The sequence below is a fragment of the Campylobacter sp. IFREMER_LSEM_CL2194 genome, from assembly GCF_025771685.1.
Lineage (GTDB): Bacteria > Campylobacterota > Campylobacteria > Campylobacterales > Campylobacteraceae > Campylobacter_D.
Genome location: NZ_JAKMQS010000005.1, coordinates 57,140 through 73,766, shown reverse-complemented (window position 1 = coordinate 73,766; position 16,627 = coordinate 57,140). Strand labels below are relative to the sequence as shown.

Genomic DNA, 16,627 nt, shown 5'->3' with positions numbered 1-16,627 from the left:
GGTAAAAGATGAAAATTGATTGTAGAGATTTAGCTTGTCCACGTCCTGTGATAGAAACAAAAAAAGCTTTAGAAGAGTTAAAAGAAAATGAAAATTTAGAAATTCTTTTAAACTCTCAAGCTTCTAAAGAAAATGTAATGAGATTTTTAAAATCTTTAAATTTGGAATTTAATGTTAAAGATTTAGATGATGAGAGTATTATTAGCATTGTAAAAGATGGCAATATAGCTCATAATCAAGAACAAAATTTACAAGAATACAATGTGTTATTTTTAAAAAGCGATAGGGTAGGTGAGGGAGAACTTGGAAAAAATCTAATGCTAGGTTTTTTAAAAACTTTAAAAAATTTACCTAATAAACCTGCAAAAATCCTTTGTGTTAATGATAGTGTTTTGATGAATACTGATTGCTCTCACATGGCATTTGAAGCCATGAAAGAACTTGAAAATTTAGGAGTTGAAATTTATAGTTGTGGGGCATGTTTGGAATTTTTTGGCAAAAGCAAAGAGCTTAAAATAGGTAAAATAGGTAATGCTTATGAAATTTTAAATGAACTTTTTGGAAAGGCAAAGATTATCTCTTTATGATATATAAAGATCAAAAACTAACCCAATATGTAAAAGCTGCGGGTTGAGCTGCCAAATTAGACTCGGTGGGTCTTGACAAAATTCTTGGCATTTTAAAACCGCATGAAAACATTTTAAGTGGTATTAATAATAATGAAGATGCAAGTGTTTATAAGCTAAATGAAGATTTAGCTTTAGTGCAAACTCTTGATTTTATTACACCCGTGGTTGATAGTGCGTATCATTTTGGCGCTATAGCTGCTGCAAATGCTTTAAGTGATGTATTTGCTATGGGTGCTGAGGTGATTAATGCTTTAAATATTGTAGGTTTTGATACTTGTCATTTTAATAATGAAATTTTACTTGAAGTGTTAGAAGGTGCTAGAGTTAAGGTTGAAGAAGCTGGCGCTGTTCTAGTAGGTGGGCATACTATAGAAAATGATGAATTTATTTTTGGGCTTAGTGTAACAGGTGTAGTTCATCCTAAGAAATTTATAGCTAATAATAGTGCCAAAGATGGTGATGTGATTTTACTTACTAAGCCTATAGGCAGTGGTATTATTAGTACTGCTATCAAGGCCGGTTTGCTAGAAAAAGCAAAGATTTTAAAAGCAGTGGAGCAAATGAGTTTTTTAAATTTATATGCAAGTCGTATTTTAAAGAGCTTTAAAAGTCTTAGTGCTTTAAGTGATGTGACAGGTTTTGGTCTTTTAGGACATTTAAAAGAAATGTTAAATAAAGAGATTATGATAGAAGTATATAAAAATGAAATTCCTTTAATGGATGGAGTTTTGTCAATGGCTAATATGGGGATAATCCCTGCGGGAGCTTATAAAAATAAAGATAGCCTAAAAATTTGGGTTGAAAATTTAAATGAAAAAGATGAGGATATAGTGTATTTTGATCCTCAAACTTCAGGTGGACTTTTAGCTAGTATGAGTGAAAATGAAGCAAGTGAAGCTTTAAAAATACTTAAAGAATATAATATTGAAGCAAAGATTATCGCTAGATGTGTAAAAAATACTCATAATTATTTATTATTGCGCTAATATTTTATTTACAATTAAAAATATATGTTTATATTTGTTACTTTTTTACATAAAAAAATAAATTACAAATAAATATATGTTGATTTTCGTTGCATTTTTTGTATCATAAATACATATTAACTATTAAAGTGGAGGAAAAAATGATACAAAAAGCTTTGCAACTAGCTGAAGAATTACAAAGAAAGATAGAAAGTAATATTTCTCAAAGTGAAAAAGAATTTCATGCCAAAATGCAAAAACTTTTAAACAATCCTAAAAATAAAGTAATGTTAATTGAGCTTTTAGATCGCTCTTTTAGATGTAAAGATAAAAGCGCTAGTTTTGAGCTAATAGAACATACTTTAAATAAATATGGTATAGCTGATTTTTTTAGTGCTTTTGAAAAATTTTTACTTTTTTCATTTTTAAATTTTGGAAAATTTGCACCAACTCTTAGTGTGCCATTTTTCATTAAACATTTAAGAGAAGATACTAAAGCTATGGTTTTAGATGCAAATCCTAGTGTTTTAGAGCCTCATATGCGTAAAAGAAAAGATGAAGATAAAATCACTTTAAATGTAAATTTAATTGGTGAAGAGGTTTTGGGTGAAGCTGAGAGTGCTTATAGGATGAAAAAATACGAAGAAGCATTAAAAACAAGCTATATTACTTATATTTCTATTAAAATTACTACCATTTTTTCCCAAATCAATATCATTGATTTTGAATACTCTAAAGATGAGGTGGTAAAAAGATTGGATAAATTATATGCTCTTGCTTTAGAGGAAGAAAAAAAGCAAGGTGTGTCTAAATTTATCAATCTTGACATGGAAGAATTTAGAGATTTAGAATTAACCGTTGAAGCTTTTATGGAAAGTGTTGCAAAATACGATATTAAAGCAGGTATTGTTTTGCAAGCTTATTTGCCTGATTCTTATGAGTATTTGAAAAAACTTTTTGCCTTTTCTAAAGAAAGAGTTTTAAAAGGTATGAAGCCTATAAAAATTCGCTTTGTTAAAGGAGCGAATATGGAAAGTGAAGAAACTATAGCTTCACAAAGAGGTTGGGCTCTACCTACTTTTTATAAAAAAATTGACACTGATAGTAACTATAAAAAAATGCTTGATTTTGTCTTAGAGGGAGATAATCATAAATATATTAATATAGGTATTGCAAGTCATAATTTATTTGAAATTGCTTATGCTTATACTAGAATTTCACAAGCTGGAGCTTTATCATCTTTTACTTTTGAAATGCTTGAGGGTATGAGTTTACAATGCTCTTATGAGCTTTCTAAAATGCATGATCTTATACTTTATGCACCAGTTTGTGATGAAGCACATTTTAACAATGCTATTGCATACTTAGTAAGAAGACTTGATGAAAATACTAGTGAAGATAATTTCATGAGATATTTTTTCAATCTTAAAATTAATGATAAAAATTGGCAAATACAAAAAGAATTATTTCTAAAATCTTTAGAAGGTGTTGCTAGTTTGGATAATTCTACTCATAGAACTCAAGATAGAAATAATGAAACAAAGGCTATTAGTTCTTATGAGAGTAAAGAATTTAAAAACGAACCTGACACAGATTTTATCTTAAAAGCAAATAGAGAATGGGCTAAGGGTATAAGAGCTAAGTATGAAAATTTAGAAAATTATGATGTCTATCCAGTTGCAAAAGAAGAAATTAAAAACGAAAACTTACAAGTAGTAGAAGTTAAAGATAAAATCAAAAATCGCACTATAGGTAAAGCACACTTAGCAGGCCAAGCAGAGATCAAATACGCTTTAGATGTAGCTAAGAGCTCAAATTTTAGTGATTTAAGTCATGATGAAATTTATAAAATTTTAGCAAAAACTGCTCAACTTGTTAGAGAGCGTAGAGGAGATTTAATAGGTATAGCAGCTTTAGAAGTAGGAAAAACTTTCTTAGAAATTGATCCTGAAGTTAGTGAGGCTATAGACTTTTTAGAATTTTACCCACATTCTTTAGAAAAATTAAAAGAGCAAAATCCAAATACGACTTTTAAAGCAAAAGGCATAGGTGTGGTGATTGCGCCATGGAATTTCCCAGTAGGTATTTCAGTAGGAACCATAGCAGCGCCTTTGGCCGCAGGAAATAAAGTGATATATAAACCATCATCTTTATCGATGTTAACAGGTTATATGCTTTGTAAATGCTTTTGGGATGCAGGAATTCCTAAGGATGCTTTGATTTTCTTACCTGCTAAAGGTAGTGATATATCAAAATATTTACTTGTTGATCAAAGTGTGAAATTTTCAGTATTAACTGGTGGAGAAGAAACTGCTTATGCAATGCTCAAAGCTAATCCAACATTGCTTTTAAGTGCCGAAACAGGCGGTAAAAATGCAACCATTGTTTCTAAATTTGCTGATCGTGATAGTGCGATTAAAAATATCATTCATTCAGCTTTTTCAAATTCAGGTCAAAAATGCTCTGCTACTTCTTTACTGGTTTTAGAAGAAGAAGTTTATAATGATGAAGATTTCAAAAAGACTTTGGTAGATGCTGCTAGTTCTATGGCGGTTGGAAATCCATTTGTGTTTAAAAATAAACTTGGAGCTTTAGCAGATAAACCAGATGTGAAATTACAAAAAGCTTTAGATGAATTAGCTCCGTATGAAAGTTGGGCTTTAAAACCTAAATTTATAGATGATAATCCTTATCTTTTAACTCCAGGGATTAAATATGGTACTAAAAAAGGTGATTTTACGCATATGAATGAGCTTTTTGCACCAATTTTAACTGTAATGAAAGCAAAAGATTTAAAAGAAGCTATTGATATAGTAAATTCTACAGGTTATGGACTTACAGCAGGATTTGAAAGTTTAGATGAGAGAGAATGGGAATATTTTCACACTCACATAGAGGCAGGAAATATTTATATTAATAAACCAACAACAGGAGCTATAGTTCTTAGACAGCCTTTTGGTGGTATTAAAAAATCAGCCATTGGTTTTGGTAGAAAAGTTGGAATTTATAATTACATTACCCAATTTTTAGATATAGAGCAAAGTCAAGCTGATCAAAATGTTTTAGACAATGAATTAGTATCAAATTTAAACGCTTTAAGCTTGGATTTAAATGAAAAAGATAAAGCTGATTTTGAAGTCATTAAAGCTATGGCAAGAAGCTATGCTTATCATGCAAAACATGAATTTGCAAGTGCGAAAGATTATGTCAATATAAGAGGTGAGGATAATCTTTTCTCTTATACAAAGGTTAAAAATATCGCTTATAGAGTGCATAAAGATGATAGCTTAAAAGATATTTTAGGAGTTATTTTAGCAGCTAGTGTGCTAAATATTGATCTTATTTTAAGTTATGATGAGCATGAAAAAATAGATCTTGTGCAAAAGATTAATCAAAAAATTAGTTCAAAAACTTTATTCCTTAAAGAAAGTAAGGAAAATTTCATTAGCAAAATAGCTGATTATGAAAGAATTCGTTATTTTGCTCCATTAGATGTTAATGATGAAATTTTCATAAAGGCAGCAAGTTGCGCAAAAATCATCGCTAATGCTAAGCCTTTAATGAATGGACGTTTTGAGTTGCTTTTATATCACAATGAAAAAGCTTTAAGTATATCCTTCCATCGTTATGGAAATCTAGGCATTCGTGCTTTAAAATAATATAAAAAGGAGATAAAATGGAGGTTGTTCAAATTAATACTCAAATTGCGATAATGTTTGTCGCATATTCAGCATTAATGCTTTTTATCGGATTTTATTTTTATAAACAAAATAAAAATTCAGAGGACTATTTTTTAGGTGGTCGTTCTATGGGACCTGTGGTTTCAGCACTTAGTGCTGGAGCTTCTGATATGAGCGGTTGGCTTTTAATGGGTTTGCCAGGAGCTTTATATGTAAGTGGTTTAGCTGAAAGTTATATTGCAATAGGTCTTAGTATAGGAGCGTTTTTAAACTGGGCTTTTATAGCAAAAAGACTTAGAATTTACACTAGCGTGATTGCAAATTCTATTACCATTCCAGATTATTTTGAAACAAGATTTGATGATGATAAGCATATATTAAGAGTGGTTTGTGCTATTGTTATTTTAATTTTCTTTACTTTTTATGTTTCTTCAGGACTTGTAGGTGGAGCAAAACTTTTTGAAGCAACTTTTGGAATTCAATATGATTATGCTTTAACTACAGGAACTGTGATTATAGTTGCTTATACATTTTTGGGTGGATATAAGGCAGTTTGTTGGACGGATTTGATTCAGGGTTTATTAATGATGAGTGCCTTGATTATCGTGCCTATAGTGATGATTTATCATTTGGGTGGCTTTAGTGAAGCTGTTAATATAGTCAAAGAAATTAAGCCAAATACTTTTTCTATGGGAGAAGGATTAAGCTTTTTAGGCATAGTTTCAGCGCTTTCTTGGGGGCTTGGATATTTTGGTCAGCCGCATATTTTGGTGCGTTTTATGTCTATACGCTCAACTAAAGATATCCCAACTGCTACTTTTGTAGGAATTTCTTGGATGGTTATATCTTTAATTGGTGCTTGTTTGATAGGTGTTTTAGGTATAGCTTATGTGAGTAAATTTGAACTTAGTTTACAAGATCCTGAAAAGATTTTTATCGTAATGTCACAATTACTTTTTAATCCTTGGATAGCAGGTATTTTATTAAGCGCTATTTTGGCAGCTATTATGAGTACAGCAAGTTCACAATTGCTTGTTTCAAGTTCGACTATAGCAGAAGATTTTTATAAAAGAATTTTCAATAAAGAAGCGTCTAATAAAATGGTAATGACTTTAGGTAGATTTGGTGTTTTAGCAGTGGCTGTGATAGCTTTTGTTATTTCTACTGATAAAAACTCAAGCGTATTAAGCATAGTAGCTTATGCTTGGGCAGGGTTTGGAGCAAGTTTTGGTTCTGTAATGCTCTTTTCATTATTTTGGTCAAAAATGACTAGATATGCTGCTATTGCAGGTATGATTACGGGCGCAGTTGTAGTTGTAGCATATAAAAATTTCTTGGCTGAGTGGCTTAATTTTCCTATTTATGAAATCATTCCAGGATTTTTAGCTGCATCTATTGTGATTGTTTTAGTGAGCTTGGTAACTAAAGTTCGCCCAGGAACTAAAGCAGCTTATGAAACAATGTTAAAACATCTTTAATATATATTCAAAAGCCTTTAAGGCTTTTGAATTAAAAATCTAAGCGCTGGACCATCTTGATTTATTTCTAGAATTTCAAAACCACGATTTTTAGCATCCTGTGGTATGGAATTAATGCTTTGTGGGCAATCACATAAAATTTCTAAAACTTCACCTGATTTTAGTTCTTTTAAGGCATCAATAGTAGCTATAGCAGGGTATGGACAAGCCTCACCTTCTAAATTTAAACTATAATGAATAATCATATTTTTCCTTTTTTATTTTGTTTGAAAAAGAATGATTTTTTAAACTTTAATATAAATAAAAATAAAATTACAAATAAAATTAAATTGATTGCTAAACCATTAAAATAACCAAATTCATTTAAAAGATGAATCTTTACTCCATCTGTTAAGAAATTTGGAAAATGATCGTAGCTTAAAGCTAATATCATAGTGCCAATAATATTTGCAATACCCACTATAATAAAATGACTTTGTCCTTCACAAGCTCGATACATCCAGCCACACTCGCATCCTCCGGCAAAAACTATCCCAAAGCCAAATAAAAAAGCACCTAAAGCAATATTTGGTGATATTTCTATTATTTTGCTAGTGTGCCCTTGTAAGATAAAAGCAAAAGCTATTAAACAAGCTATAATCATACCTATTAAAGCACCCTTTATGGCATTATCCCTACCAAATAAAAATAAATCTCTAAAGCAAGAAGTAAAGCAAATTTGAGCTCTAGATATGATAAAACCAAAAACAAAGCCAAATATTAACGCTAAAGGAAGAATACTTTCTTTATTTTTAATATTTAAAGGTTGTCTTTGTAGTATAAATATAACATAAGTTATAAAAATTATAAATACACCAAGTCCTATATAAAAATATATCTTTGCAGTTTTATTTTGTGTTTTTAATGATTGGTTTTCTTTGCATACACGTTGTAATTTAGCTTTTGGTTTAAAAGGTGCTAGATTGCAAACTTTAACAGCTAAATAAATCCCTAAAATCATAAATAAGGTAAAAACCCAAGTATGCAAAGAAAAATAAGGTAAACCTGTAAAAAAATTTGCCAAATTGCAACCAAAGGCAAGTCTTGCACCAAAACCGGATAAAATTCCACCTATAATAGCTTGAAAAATTCGAATTTTGCTAGCAGGTAAGCGCCATTTGAATTTATTTGCTAAAAATGCAGCACTTAAACACCCTATAAACATACCTATAAGCATAATACCATCAATTCTTGTTAAGGGACTGCCACTTAAATTTTGCTTTTGATAATAAGAATAAGAGCTTAAGTCCATACCAAAAAATTCTAAAAACTCTCCGCCCCAGCGCGTCATTTCGCCAGTGACTGCCCAAACGCTACCAAAAATTCCAAAATAAATAGCACTTAAAATTCCAAGTATAATCATGCCTTTGGAATTATCCCAAAAATTTATAAAAAAAGATTGTTTGAAAGAATGCATTGTCGTATCCAAAAATTGTGATTGTCAAAACTTGACACTAATAAAGTTAGTATTATAGCTAATAAATTTATACAAAATAAAATATTATTAAAAATAGTTTCAATTTTACGTATTTGGTTTTTGTTTTAATTAAAAATATTAAGATATAATATCTTTTTGGAAGGTTAGCTTATCTGGTGATGGCCACTGACTTCAAATCAGATGAAAGGGTAGTTGACTACTTTTTGGGGAGTTCGATTCTCTCACCTTCTCGCCAAATTTAAGTCAAAATGGAGTTTTCATGAGTAAAGCAGATATTGTCGTTGGTATCCAATGGGGTGATGAGGGTAAAGGTAAGATAGTTGATAAACTATGTGAAAATTATGATTATGTTTGCAGGAGTGCAGGCGGACATAATGCAGGTCACACTATATGGGTTGATGGTATAAGATATGCTTTACATTTAATGCCATCAGGTGTTTTGAATAAGCAATGTGTTAATGTTATAGGAAATGGAGTTGTAGTTAATCCCGATGTATTAATTAGCGAAATGGCTCAATTTGAAAATTTAGAAGGAAGATTATTTATAAGTGATAGAGCTCATTTAAATTTAAACCACCATGCTTTGATTGATCAAGCAAGAGAAAGACTTAAAGGCGATAAAGCTATAGGAACAACAGGCAAAGGCATAGGGCCAAGCTATGAAGATAAAATAAGTCGTAATGGACATAGAGTAGGGGAATTGCTAGAGCCTGAAAAACTTTGTGAAAATTTAATGAAAGATTTTGAACTTAAAAAAACTTATTTTGATGTTTTAGGTATTGCAATGCCTAGTTATGATGAAATTTTAAAAGATTTAAAACGCTTTAAAGAAGTGCTAGCGCCATATATTACAGATACCACGAGAATGCTTTGGAAAGCTTTGGATGAGGATAAAAAAGTATTGTTAGAAGGTGCACAAGGATCAATGCTTGATATTGATCATGGAACTTATCCTTATGTTACTAGTTCAACGACTATTTCAGCTGGGGCTTTAAGTGGTTTGGGATTAAATCCAAAAGAAATTGGAAAAGTTATAGGTATAGTAAAAGCTTATACAACAAGAGTGGGAAATGGAGCTTTTCCAAGTGAAGATTTAGGTGAAGATGGCGAAAAAATAGGACTTATTGGTAAAGAAATCGGTGTAAGTACAGGTAGAAAAAGAAGATGTGGTTGGTTTGATGCGGTTGCGGTAAGATATACTGCAAGATTAAATGGCTTAGATACTTTATCATTGATGAAGCTTGATGTGTTGGATGGTTTTGAAAGTGTTAAAATTTGTAAAGCTTATGAGTATAAGGGGCAAGAAATAGACTATGTGCCTTGTGATTTAGAAAATGCTAAACCTATTTATGAAGTAATGGAAGGTTGGGATAAAGTTGCAGGGATTAGGGATTATGATTTGTTACCTGAAAATGCTAAAAAATACATTAAACGTTTAGAAGAATTAAGTGGTGTTAAAGTAGGTTATATCTCTACAAGCCCTGAAAGAGAAGATACTATCATTTTATGAAAAGCAAATATTCTTCTGTGATTAAGCTTAGAAAACAACAGCTTGATAAAGCAGAAGCAAATTTAACCAAAACAAGACAAAAGCTTTTGCAGTGTGAAGAAGAGCTTAAAGAAGCTTCAAAAACTTGCGAAAGCTTAACTTTAGCCGATAAGGGTTCAATAGCTTTGTTAAGATCGTCTTTAAAATTGCAAGAAATTGCAAGAGAAGGCAAGCAAAGGGTTAAACAAAAATTGGATTTAACCAAAAAAGAATTAGCGCATCATCAGCATTTATATAAAAAAGCTCATTTGGAATTTGAAAAAATCAAAGTTTTAGAAAATGAAGAATTAAAAAAGATTCAAAAAGCCTTACAAAAAGAAGAAGAAAAATTTATAGACGAACTTGCTATAACAAGGCATTTTAATAAGGATAAATAATGAAAAAAATAATATTTTTATTAATTTTTTTAAATTTTGTAAATGCGCAACAAAATTGTGAGCAATATTTTGAAGCAAGAAAAGAACAAATGCAAGAACAAATTAGAGAATATGATGAGGCAAGACAAAGTTTAGAAGCATATAGGGCATCTTTTGAAGCTTTACAAAAAGAAAAAATGCAAGCTTTGGTACAAAAAGAAGCTGATATTAATGCAAGTTTAGAACAAATCAAAAGCTTAAAAGAACAAAATGAACGTATATTGAAAGCAACTAGAGAAAATCTCCAAGCGATTAATGATAAAACTATGGGGCGTATTACAGAAATCTATGCAAAAATGAAAGATGTGGCTGTTGCAGGTATATTAAGTGAAATGGAATCTGATGAAGCTTCAAAAATTCTACTTTCGCTTGATCCTAGAAAAATTTCATCCATTATGGCAAAAATGGAACCTAAGAAAGCTTCAGATTTAACACTACTTTTGAAAAATTTAGATCAAAATGCAAGTTCGCAGTAAGTTTTAAGCAGTTTTTACCTTTTTTTTAGTATTATTTCAATAAAAATAAAAAGGTGAATAAATGCGTATCAAACCAGCTCACATACCTTATATAGCAAATAAAATAATACTTGATTTAATGCATTCTTCTTTTGTTAAAATTAAAGATGATAGTCAAAAACTTTTAAAAATAGCAAAAGAGATTATAGAAATAGATGTTTTAAACGAGCGTAAGCTTGATGAAAAAGCAAAAGAGCTTTTAGAAAGCCAGGAAGATGAAATCGAGTTCATGCAAATAGATAGAAAAAGTATGTTTTGGATGATTAAGAAAAAATTAGCAAATGAGTTTAAATTTATGCTTGATAGTGAAGATAGATACAATAACCTTTCTCATAAAATTTTAGAAAATTTAGTAGAAGAGGATTTGATAAATTATAATGTATCAGAAAATCGTGTGAAAAATCTCATTTTCTCAAGTATTATGTCTTATTTAAAAGAGTATGAAAATTTAGAAGATTTGGTTTATGAAAAAATTTCAAATTATAAAAGAAAGCTTATCCCAGGTTCTGAAGAATATGAATTGGTGTTTGAAAAGCTTTACCAAGAAGAGCTTAGAAAAAAGGGACTTTTATGAAAGCATATATTTATATAGAAAATGATGTTTTTTTAAGTGCAAAGGCTTTTGGAGAAAGTGGAACTTTTTTTGGTGAGCTTGTTTTTAATACTTCTTTAACGGGCTATCAAGAGATTATTTCTGATCCTTCATATGCGGGTCAATTTGTGGTTTTTTCAATGCCAGAAATTGGTATAGTTGGCGTTAATGATGAAGATAATGAAAGCAAAGAAGTTTTTGCTAGCGGTATGATCATAAGGGAATTAAATGAAGATTATTCTAATTTTAGAGCCAATGATTCTTTGAGTGCTTATTTGAAAAACCATGGCAAAATAGGACTTTGCGAAATTGATACTAGATTTTTGGTTAAAATGATTAGAGATCAAGGAAATTTAAGAGCTATAATATCTACTGAAATTAAAGACAAAGAAGAGCTTAAGAAAATGCTTCTTTCTAGTGCTAAAATCGATGAGGTAAATTATGTAGCACAAGTTAGCACTAAAAGCTCTTATAAGCATAGTAAAGGTGCTTGGAATCATAGCAACAAAACTTATGAAAATGTAAAAGCAAATGGTAAAAAAGTAGCTGTGATTGATTATGGTGTAAAAGAAAATATTTTAAATGAACTTGTGAGTGTAGGACTTGAAGTAGAGGTTTTTCCTTATAATACCAAGGCAAAAGATTTGATTGATTTATACCAAAAAGGTGCAATTCATGGGGTATTTTTATCCAATGGACCAGGTGAGCCAAAAATTTTAAAAGATGAAATTGCAGAGATTAAAAAATTAGCAGAAGCAAAAATTCCTATGCTAGGTATTTGTTTAGGGCACCAGCTTTTAAGTAATGCATTTGGTTATGAAACTTATAAGATGAAATTTGGTCAACATGGAGCAAATCATCCAGTAATTAATCTTATAAATAATACAGTAGAAATTACAGCGCAAAATCACAACTATAATGTTCCTGAAGAAATAGCAGAGGTTGCAACAATTACTCATAGAAATTTATTTGGTGATAATGTAGAGGGTGTAAAATACAAAAATTATCCTATCATTTCAGTGCAACATCACCCAGAAAGCTCCTCAGGACCACATGAGAGCAAATACATCTTTAAAGAATTTTTAGAGCTTTTGTGAATTTAGATTTTATTGCTTTAGCGAGTATAGCTTTTCTTTCTAGCTTTGGACATTGTTATGGAATGTGCGGAGGTTTTATTTTAGCTTATACTCAGCTTTCAAAGCAGTTCAAACCCCCTTTTTCTCTTTTGATTTTCTCTTATCATTTATCTAGAATTTTTGCCTATGTCTGTTTGGGCATATTTTTTGGATTTTTTGGAAATTTATTTTCTTTTAGCGAATTTGCAAAAGGTATAATGCTTTTTATTATCGGGATTTTTATGGTGGTTTTAGCTTTTGCTTTAATTTTTAAAGGAAAATTATTAGCTTTTTTTGAAAGCTCTTTAATTTTTGACTGTGTCATTAAAAAAAACATTTCAAGATTAATTCAAAATAAGTCTTTAAAAAGTACTATTTTTTTAGGCTTTTTAAATGGTTTTGTACCTTGTGGCTTGGTGTATTTTTATATAGCTTTTGGAATGAGTGTACAAAATGTATACTTGTCAGCGTTAATTATGCTTGTTTTTGGACTTTCAACACTGCCTGCTTTGGTATTTTTTGCTTATTTTTCTAAAACACTGAGTGAAAAATTTCAAAAAACAGCTAGTTTGATTTCTTATATTTTAATATTTTTTTATGGCTTGTATTTTTCTTATATAGGTTTTTCTTTAACTCGATAAATTTTATTATTTACTTATAATTCTTAATAGATGATTAATCATTGTGATTTTAAGCTAAAAAAGATGATAATTATCATATAATATAGCGATTGCATATTGCAGAAAAAAACTTAAGGAGAGGAAATGCACCCAGGAAATGCATTAAACTATGACTATACGGTTGCTAAATATTTTATGTTTGCTACCTTATTGTTTGGTGTTATTGGTATGGCTATTGGAACGCTTATTGCCTTTCAAATGGCTTATCCGGATTTAAACTATTTAGCTGGTGAGTATGGCACTTTTTCAAGACTTAGACCATTGCACACTTCAGGTGTAATTTTTGGTTTTATGCTCTCAGGAATTTGGGCTACTTGGTATTATATTGGTCAGCGTGTGCTAAAAGTTAGTATGGCAGAATCAAGCTTTTTAATGTTTGTTGGCAAACTACATTTTTGGCTTTATATGATCACTATGATTATAGCTGTTATTACTTTGTTTGCAGGTATTAGTACTTCAAAAGAATACGCAGAGCTTGAATGGCCACTTGATATATTGGTAGTTTTAGTTTGGGTTTTATGGGGTGTAAGTATTTTTGGGCTTATTGGAATTCGCCGTGAAAAAACTTTATACGTTTCACTTTGGTATTATATAGCTACCTTCTTAGGTATAGCAATGCTTTATCTATTTAATAATATGGCTGTACCAACATACTTTGTAAGTGGAATGGGCGATTGGTGGCATAGTGTTTCTATGTATGCAGGAACTAATGATGCGTTAGTTCAATGGTGGTATGGACACAATGCTGTTGCATTTGTATTTACTGTTGGTATTATTGCTCAAATTTATTATTTCTTACCAAAAGAAAGTGGTCAGCCAATTTTCTCATATAAGTTATCTTTATTTGCGTTTTGGGGCTTAATGTTTGTTTATCTATGGGCAGGTGGACACCACTTGATTTATTCTACTGTGCCTGATTGGATGCAAACTATGGGTTCAGTTTTTTCAATTGTACTTATTTTACCTTCTTGGGGTTCAGCAATTAATATCTTGCTTACTATGAAAGGTGAGTGGAGTCAACTAAGAGAAAGTCCGTTGATTAAATTTATGATTTTAGCTTCAACTTTCTATATGTTCTCAACTTTAGAAGGTCCTATTCTTTCTATTAAATCAGTTAATGCATTAGCACACTTTACAGATTGGATTCCAGGACATGTTCATGATGGTACTTTAGGTTGGGTTGGCTTTATGACTATGGCAGCACTTTATCATATGGTGCCTAGAATGTTTAAAAGAGAACTATATAGCAAATCATTAATGGAAGCTCAATTTTGGATTCAAACTACAGGTATAGTATTGTACTTTAGTTCTATGTGGATAGCAGGTATTACTCAAGGTATGATGTGGAGAGCTACTGATGAGTATGGTAACTTACTTTATACTTTTATTGATACTGTTGAAGCTATTGTTCCTTATTATTGGATTAGAGCTGTGGGTGGCTTGTTATACTTAGTAGGATTTTTCATGTTTGTTTATAATATTTATAAATCAATTTCAGTGGGTAGAGTGCTTGATAAAGAGCCAAAAAGTGCTTCACCTATGGCAGCATAAGGAGGAAAAATATGTTTAGTTGGTTAGAAAAAAATCCATTCTTTTTTGCTGTGGCAGTATTTATAGTGATTGCATATGCAGGTATTGTAGAAGTTTTACCTGATTTTGCTCAGAATGCAAGACCAATTGAAGGTAAAAAACCTTATACAGTTTTACAACTTGCAGGACGTCATGCTTATATTAAAGAAAGTTGTAATGCATGTCATTCACAACTTATTCGTCCTTTTAAATCAGAAACAGATCGTTATGGTATGTACTCAGTTAGTGGTGAATATGCTTATGATAGACCATTTTTATGGGGTTCAAAAAGAACAGGACCTGATTTATTGCGTATAGGTAATTTTAGAACAACAGATTGGCATGAAAATCACATGTGGGATCCAGTTTCAGTTGTCCCTGGTTCTATTATGCCAGCTTATAAACATATGTTTAGCAATAATGCAAATATAGAAACAGCTTATGCAGAAGCACTAACTGTAAAAAAAGTTTTCAATGTGCCTTATGATACTGAAAATGGTACAAAACTAGGTACTTGGGAAGAGGCTCAAGCAGAAGTTAAAGCAGAAGCTCAAGCTATAGTAGATCAAATGAAAAATCAAGATGTTAAAGATGCGTTTGCTAGAGGTGAAATTAGAGAGATTGTAGCTTTGATTGCGTATCTTAACAGCTTAAAATAGGAAAAACTATGGATTTAGAACTAATAAGAGAGCTACAAGCTTATGGTTTTTTTGCTCTTGTAGTATTTTTAGTGGTAGTTTTATATTCTTATTGGTTTCATTTGTATAGATCTGAAAAAACAGGTAGAAGAAACTATGAAAAATACGCTGATTTGGCATTGCATGATGAAATCAGCGATCGTGTTTTAGAGCAAAATAAAAGGAGTGCTTAATGCAATGGTTGAATTTACAAGATAATGTTAATTTATTATCTTTTATCGGAGCAATTCTTATCATACTAATTACGCTTGTTGTGGTAGGAAAATTGTTTAAAAGTATGAAAGAAGAAAAGAGCCAAGGTGAACTAAGCGAGCATAGTTGGGATGGTATAGGTGAGTTTAAAAATCCTATACCACTTGGTTGGGCTGTAGTGTTTTTCTTAGCTATAGTATGGTGTATATGGTATTTTCTTTGGGGATATCCTTTAAATAGTTATTCTCAAATTGGTGAGTATAATAAAGAAGTACAAACACATAATGAAAAATTTGCACAAAAATTTGCAAATTTAAGTGCACAAGATAAACAAGAAATGGGTAAGAATATTTTCTTGGTTCAATGTTCTTCTTGTCATGGTATTACAGGTGATGGTATTAATGGAAAAGCACAAAATCTTAACATTTGGGGTTCAGAAGAAGGGCTTATAGAGGTAATTACTAAAGGTTCTAAGGGTATGAATTATCCTATGGGTGAAATGTTAAGTGCAGCTGATAATGGCATAGATGAGGCTGATATCCCTGCAATTGCTGCCTATGTTGCTTCTGAAATTTCAGCAATTAAAAAAACTGAAAATCCTCAACTTGTAGCAAAAGGAAAAGAACTTTTTGCAACTTGTACGGTGTGTCATGGTGAAGATGGAAAAGGAACTATTGATGGGCAATTGGTTGCTCCGGATTTGACAAAATATGGCAGTGCTGAGTTTGTAGTAGATGTTTTAAATCGTGGTAAAGCAGGTAGTATAGGTGTAATGCCTCATTTTAATAATGGTTTATTAAATGAGCTTCAAAAAGAAGCAGTTAGCGAATATGCAATTTCTCTTTCAAGGGGTGAATAATGGAAAATTCAAATAGATGTGTATTTTCACTTTCGGGTGTTAGTGGAATGTTAATAGCAACTGTTTTATTGCTATCGATTCTAGCTGGACTTACTGTTTGGGGTCTTAAAACACAGCAAGATGTTATGCAAAAACCTTATAAAATAGAAAATGCAGAGCAAATTAAAATGTTTGACTCTAAAAGAGAAGAACATATCATCATAAAGGAATGAT

At 30.9% G+C, this 16,627-nt stretch carries 17 protein-coding genes and 1 tRNA gene; 16 read left to right on the top strand and 2 right to left on the bottom strand.

The features are described from left to right. Window positions 1–8 precede the first annotated feature (8 nt). From yedF (L8V79_RS03620) to putP, 4 genes are all read left to right on the top strand, one after another. Complete coding sequence (gene yedF / locus L8V79_RS03620; RefSeq protein ID WP_263702519.1) at window positions 9–587, top strand: sulfurtransferase-like selenium metabolism protein YedF; 579 nt, start codon at window positions 9–11, stop codon at window positions 585–587. Further along, window positions 584–1,615, top strand: coding sequence for a selenide, water dikinase SelD (gene selD / locus L8V79_RS03615; RefSeq protein ID WP_080956323.1), 1,032 nt, complete (start codon window positions 584–586; stop codon window positions 1,613–1,615). Before yedF (L8V79_RS03620) ends, selD begins: the two co-directional genes overlap by 4 nt. A gap of 140 nt (window positions 1,616–1,755) precedes the next feature. Then, complete coding sequence (locus L8V79_RS03610) at window positions 1,756–5,253, top strand: bifunctional proline dehydrogenase/L-glutamate gamma-semialdehyde dehydrogenase (protein WP_263702516.1); 3,498 nt, start codon at window positions 1,756–1,758, stop codon at window positions 5,251–5,253. A gap of 17 nt (window positions 5,254–5,270) precedes the next feature. Beyond that, window positions 5,271–6,752: a sodium/proline symporter PutP gene (gene putP / locus L8V79_RS03605; RefSeq protein WP_263678549.1), complete on the top strand. Its 1,482-nt coding sequence runs from the start codon at window positions 5,271–5,273 to the stop codon at window positions 6,750–6,752. 17 nt (window positions 6,753–6,769) lie between these two features. On the opposite strand, the gene yedF (L8V79_RS03600) is transcribed toward putP, so the two are convergent. Next, window positions 6,770–6,997: a sulfurtransferase-like selenium metabolism protein YedF gene (gene yedF / locus L8V79_RS03600; RefSeq protein WP_263702514.1), complete on the bottom strand. Its 228-nt coding sequence runs from the start codon at window positions 6,995–6,997 to the stop codon at window positions 6,770–6,772. After that, window positions 6,994–8,208, bottom strand: a complete 1,215-nt coding sequence (gene yedE, locus L8V79_RS03595; protein ID WP_263702513.1) for a selenium metabolism membrane protein YedE/FdhT — start codon at window positions 8,206–8,208, stop codon at window positions 6,994–6,996. Before yedE ends, yedF (L8V79_RS03600) begins: the two co-directional genes overlap by 4 nt. 158 nt (window positions 8,209–8,366) lie before the next feature. On the opposite strand from yedE, the gene L8V79_RS03590 reads away from it, so the two are divergent. The 12 genes from L8V79_RS03590 (at window position 8,367) to L8V79_RS03535 (ending at window position 16,626) form a co-directional block, all read left to right on the top strand. Continuing rightward, window positions 8,367–8,464: transfer RNA gene (locus L8V79_RS03590), tRNA-Sec, on the top strand. Window positions 8,465–8,488: 24 nt separating this feature from the next. Then, on the top strand, window positions 8,489–9,739 hold the full coding sequence (locus L8V79_RS03585) for an adenylosuccinate synthase (RefSeq protein ID WP_263702511.1): 1,251 nt from the start codon (window positions 8,489–8,491) through the stop codon (window positions 9,737–9,739). Continuing rightward, a complete protein-coding gene (locus L8V79_RS03580) occupies window positions 9,736–10,155 on the top strand; it encodes a flagellar FliJ family protein (RefSeq protein ID WP_263678553.1) in 420 nt (139 codons plus the stop codon). The genes L8V79_RS03585 and L8V79_RS03580 overlap by 4 nt, the downstream gene beginning before the upstream one ends. Beyond that, a complete protein-coding gene (locus tag L8V79_RS03575) occupies window positions 10,155–10,670 on the top strand; it encodes a MotE family protein (protein ID WP_412175176.1) in 516 nt (171 codons plus the stop codon). The genes L8V79_RS03580 and L8V79_RS03575 overlap by 1 nt, the downstream gene beginning before the upstream one ends. A gap of 61 nt (window positions 10,671–10,731) precedes the next feature. Next, window positions 10,732–11,283, top strand: a complete 552-nt coding sequence (locus tag L8V79_RS03570) for a DUF507 family protein (protein WP_039617626.1) — start codon at window positions 10,732–10,734, stop codon at window positions 11,281–11,283. Next, window positions 11,280–12,398 (top strand): glutamine-hydrolyzing carbamoyl-phosphate synthase small subunit, encoded by a 1,119-nt coding sequence (carA, locus tag L8V79_RS03565; protein WP_263702508.1) that lies wholly within the window; start codon window positions 11,280–11,282, stop codon window positions 12,396–12,398. The genes L8V79_RS03570 and carA overlap by 4 nt, the downstream gene beginning before the upstream one ends. Further along, a complete protein-coding gene (locus L8V79_RS03560; protein ID WP_263702506.1) occupies window positions 12,395–13,057 on the top strand; it encodes a sulfite exporter TauE/SafE family protein in 663 nt (220 codons plus the stop codon). Before carA ends, L8V79_RS03560 begins: the two co-directional genes overlap by 4 nt. Before the next feature lie 123 nt (window positions 13,058–13,180). Further along, window positions 13,181–14,647 (top strand): cytochrome-c oxidase, cbb3-type subunit I, encoded by a 1,467-nt coding sequence (gene ccoN / locus L8V79_RS03555; RefSeq protein ID WP_263663810.1) that lies wholly within the window; start codon window positions 13,181–13,183, stop codon window positions 14,645–14,647. Between the two features lie 11 nt (window positions 14,648–14,658). After that, window positions 14,659–15,324 (top strand): cytochrome-c oxidase, cbb3-type subunit II, encoded by a 666-nt coding sequence (ccoO, locus tag L8V79_RS03550; RefSeq protein ID WP_149062087.1) that lies wholly within the window; start codon window positions 14,659–14,661, stop codon window positions 15,322–15,324. Between the two features lie 8 nt (window positions 15,325–15,332). Continuing rightward, a complete protein-coding gene (locus L8V79_RS03545) occupies window positions 15,333–15,536 on the top strand; it encodes a cytochrome c oxidase, cbb3-type, CcoQ subunit (RefSeq protein ID WP_039617636.1) in 204 nt (67 codons plus the stop codon). Beyond that, entirely contained in the window at window positions 15,536–16,414 is an 879-nt protein-coding gene (gene ccoP, locus L8V79_RS03540) for a cytochrome-c oxidase, cbb3-type subunit III (protein WP_263702504.1), read from the top strand. Before L8V79_RS03545 ends, ccoP begins: the two co-directional genes overlap by 1 nt. Further along, on the top strand, window positions 16,414–16,626 hold the full coding sequence (locus L8V79_RS03535; protein ID WP_039617641.1) for a DUF4006 family protein: 213 nt from the start codon (window positions 16,414–16,416) through the stop codon (window positions 16,624–16,626). The genes ccoP and L8V79_RS03535 overlap by 1 nt, the downstream gene beginning before the upstream one ends. The last annotated feature ends 1 nt before the right edge of the window (window position 16,627 follow it).

Bases quoted from the DNA above. Each gene is read 5' to 3' on its own strand.
- yedF (WP_263702519.1), top strand. From the start codon at position 9: ATGAAAATTGATTGTAGAGATTTAGCTTGTCCACGTCCTGTGATAGAA.
- L8V79_RS03610 (WP_263702516.1), top strand. From the start codon at position 1,756: ATGATACAAAAAGCTTTGCAACTAGCTGAAGAATTACAAAGAAAGATA.
- putP (WP_263678549.1), top strand. From the start codon at position 5,271: ATGGAGGTTGTTCAAATTAATACTCAAATTGCGATAATGTTTGTCGCA.
- yedF (WP_263702514.1), bottom strand. From the start codon at position 6,997: ATGATTATTCATTATAGTTTAAATTTAGAAGGTGAGGCTTGTCCATAC.
- yedE (WP_263702513.1), bottom strand. From the start codon at position 8,208: ATGCATTCTTTCAAACAATCTTTTTTTATAAATTTTTGGGATAATTCC.
- L8V79_RS03585 (WP_263702511.1), top strand. From the start codon at position 8,489: ATGAGTAAAGCAGATATTGTCGTTGGTATCCAATGGGGTGATGAGGGT.
- L8V79_RS03580 (WP_263678553.1), top strand. From the start codon at position 9,736: ATGAAAAGCAAATATTCTTCTGTGATTAAGCTTAGAAAACAACAGCTT.
- L8V79_RS03575 (WP_412175176.1), top strand. From the start codon at position 10,155: ATGAAAAAAATAATATTTTTATTAATTTTTTTAAATTTTGTAAATGCG.
- L8V79_RS03570 (WP_039617626.1), top strand. From the start codon at position 10,732: ATGCGTATCAAACCAGCTCACATACCTTATATAGCAAATAAAATAATA.
- carA (WP_263702508.1), top strand. From the start codon at position 11,280: ATGAAAGCATATATTTATATAGAAAATGATGTTTTTTTAAGTGCAAAG.
- ccoN (WP_263663810.1), top strand. From the start codon at position 13,181: ATGCACCCAGGAAATGCATTAAACTATGACTATACGGTTGCTAAATAT.
- ccoO (WP_149062087.1), top strand. From the start codon at position 14,659: ATGTTTAGTTGGTTAGAAAAAAATCCATTCTTTTTTGCTGTGGCAGTA.
- L8V79_RS03545 (WP_039617636.1), top strand. From the start codon at position 15,333: ATGGATTTAGAACTAATAAGAGAGCTACAAGCTTATGGTTTTTTTGCT.
- ccoP (WP_263702504.1), top strand. From the start codon at position 15,536: ATGCAATGGTTGAATTTACAAGATAATGTTAATTTATTATCTTTTATC.
- L8V79_RS03535 (WP_039617641.1), top strand. From the start codon at position 16,414: ATGGAAAATTCAAATAGATGTGTATTTTCACTTTCGGGTGTTAGTGGA.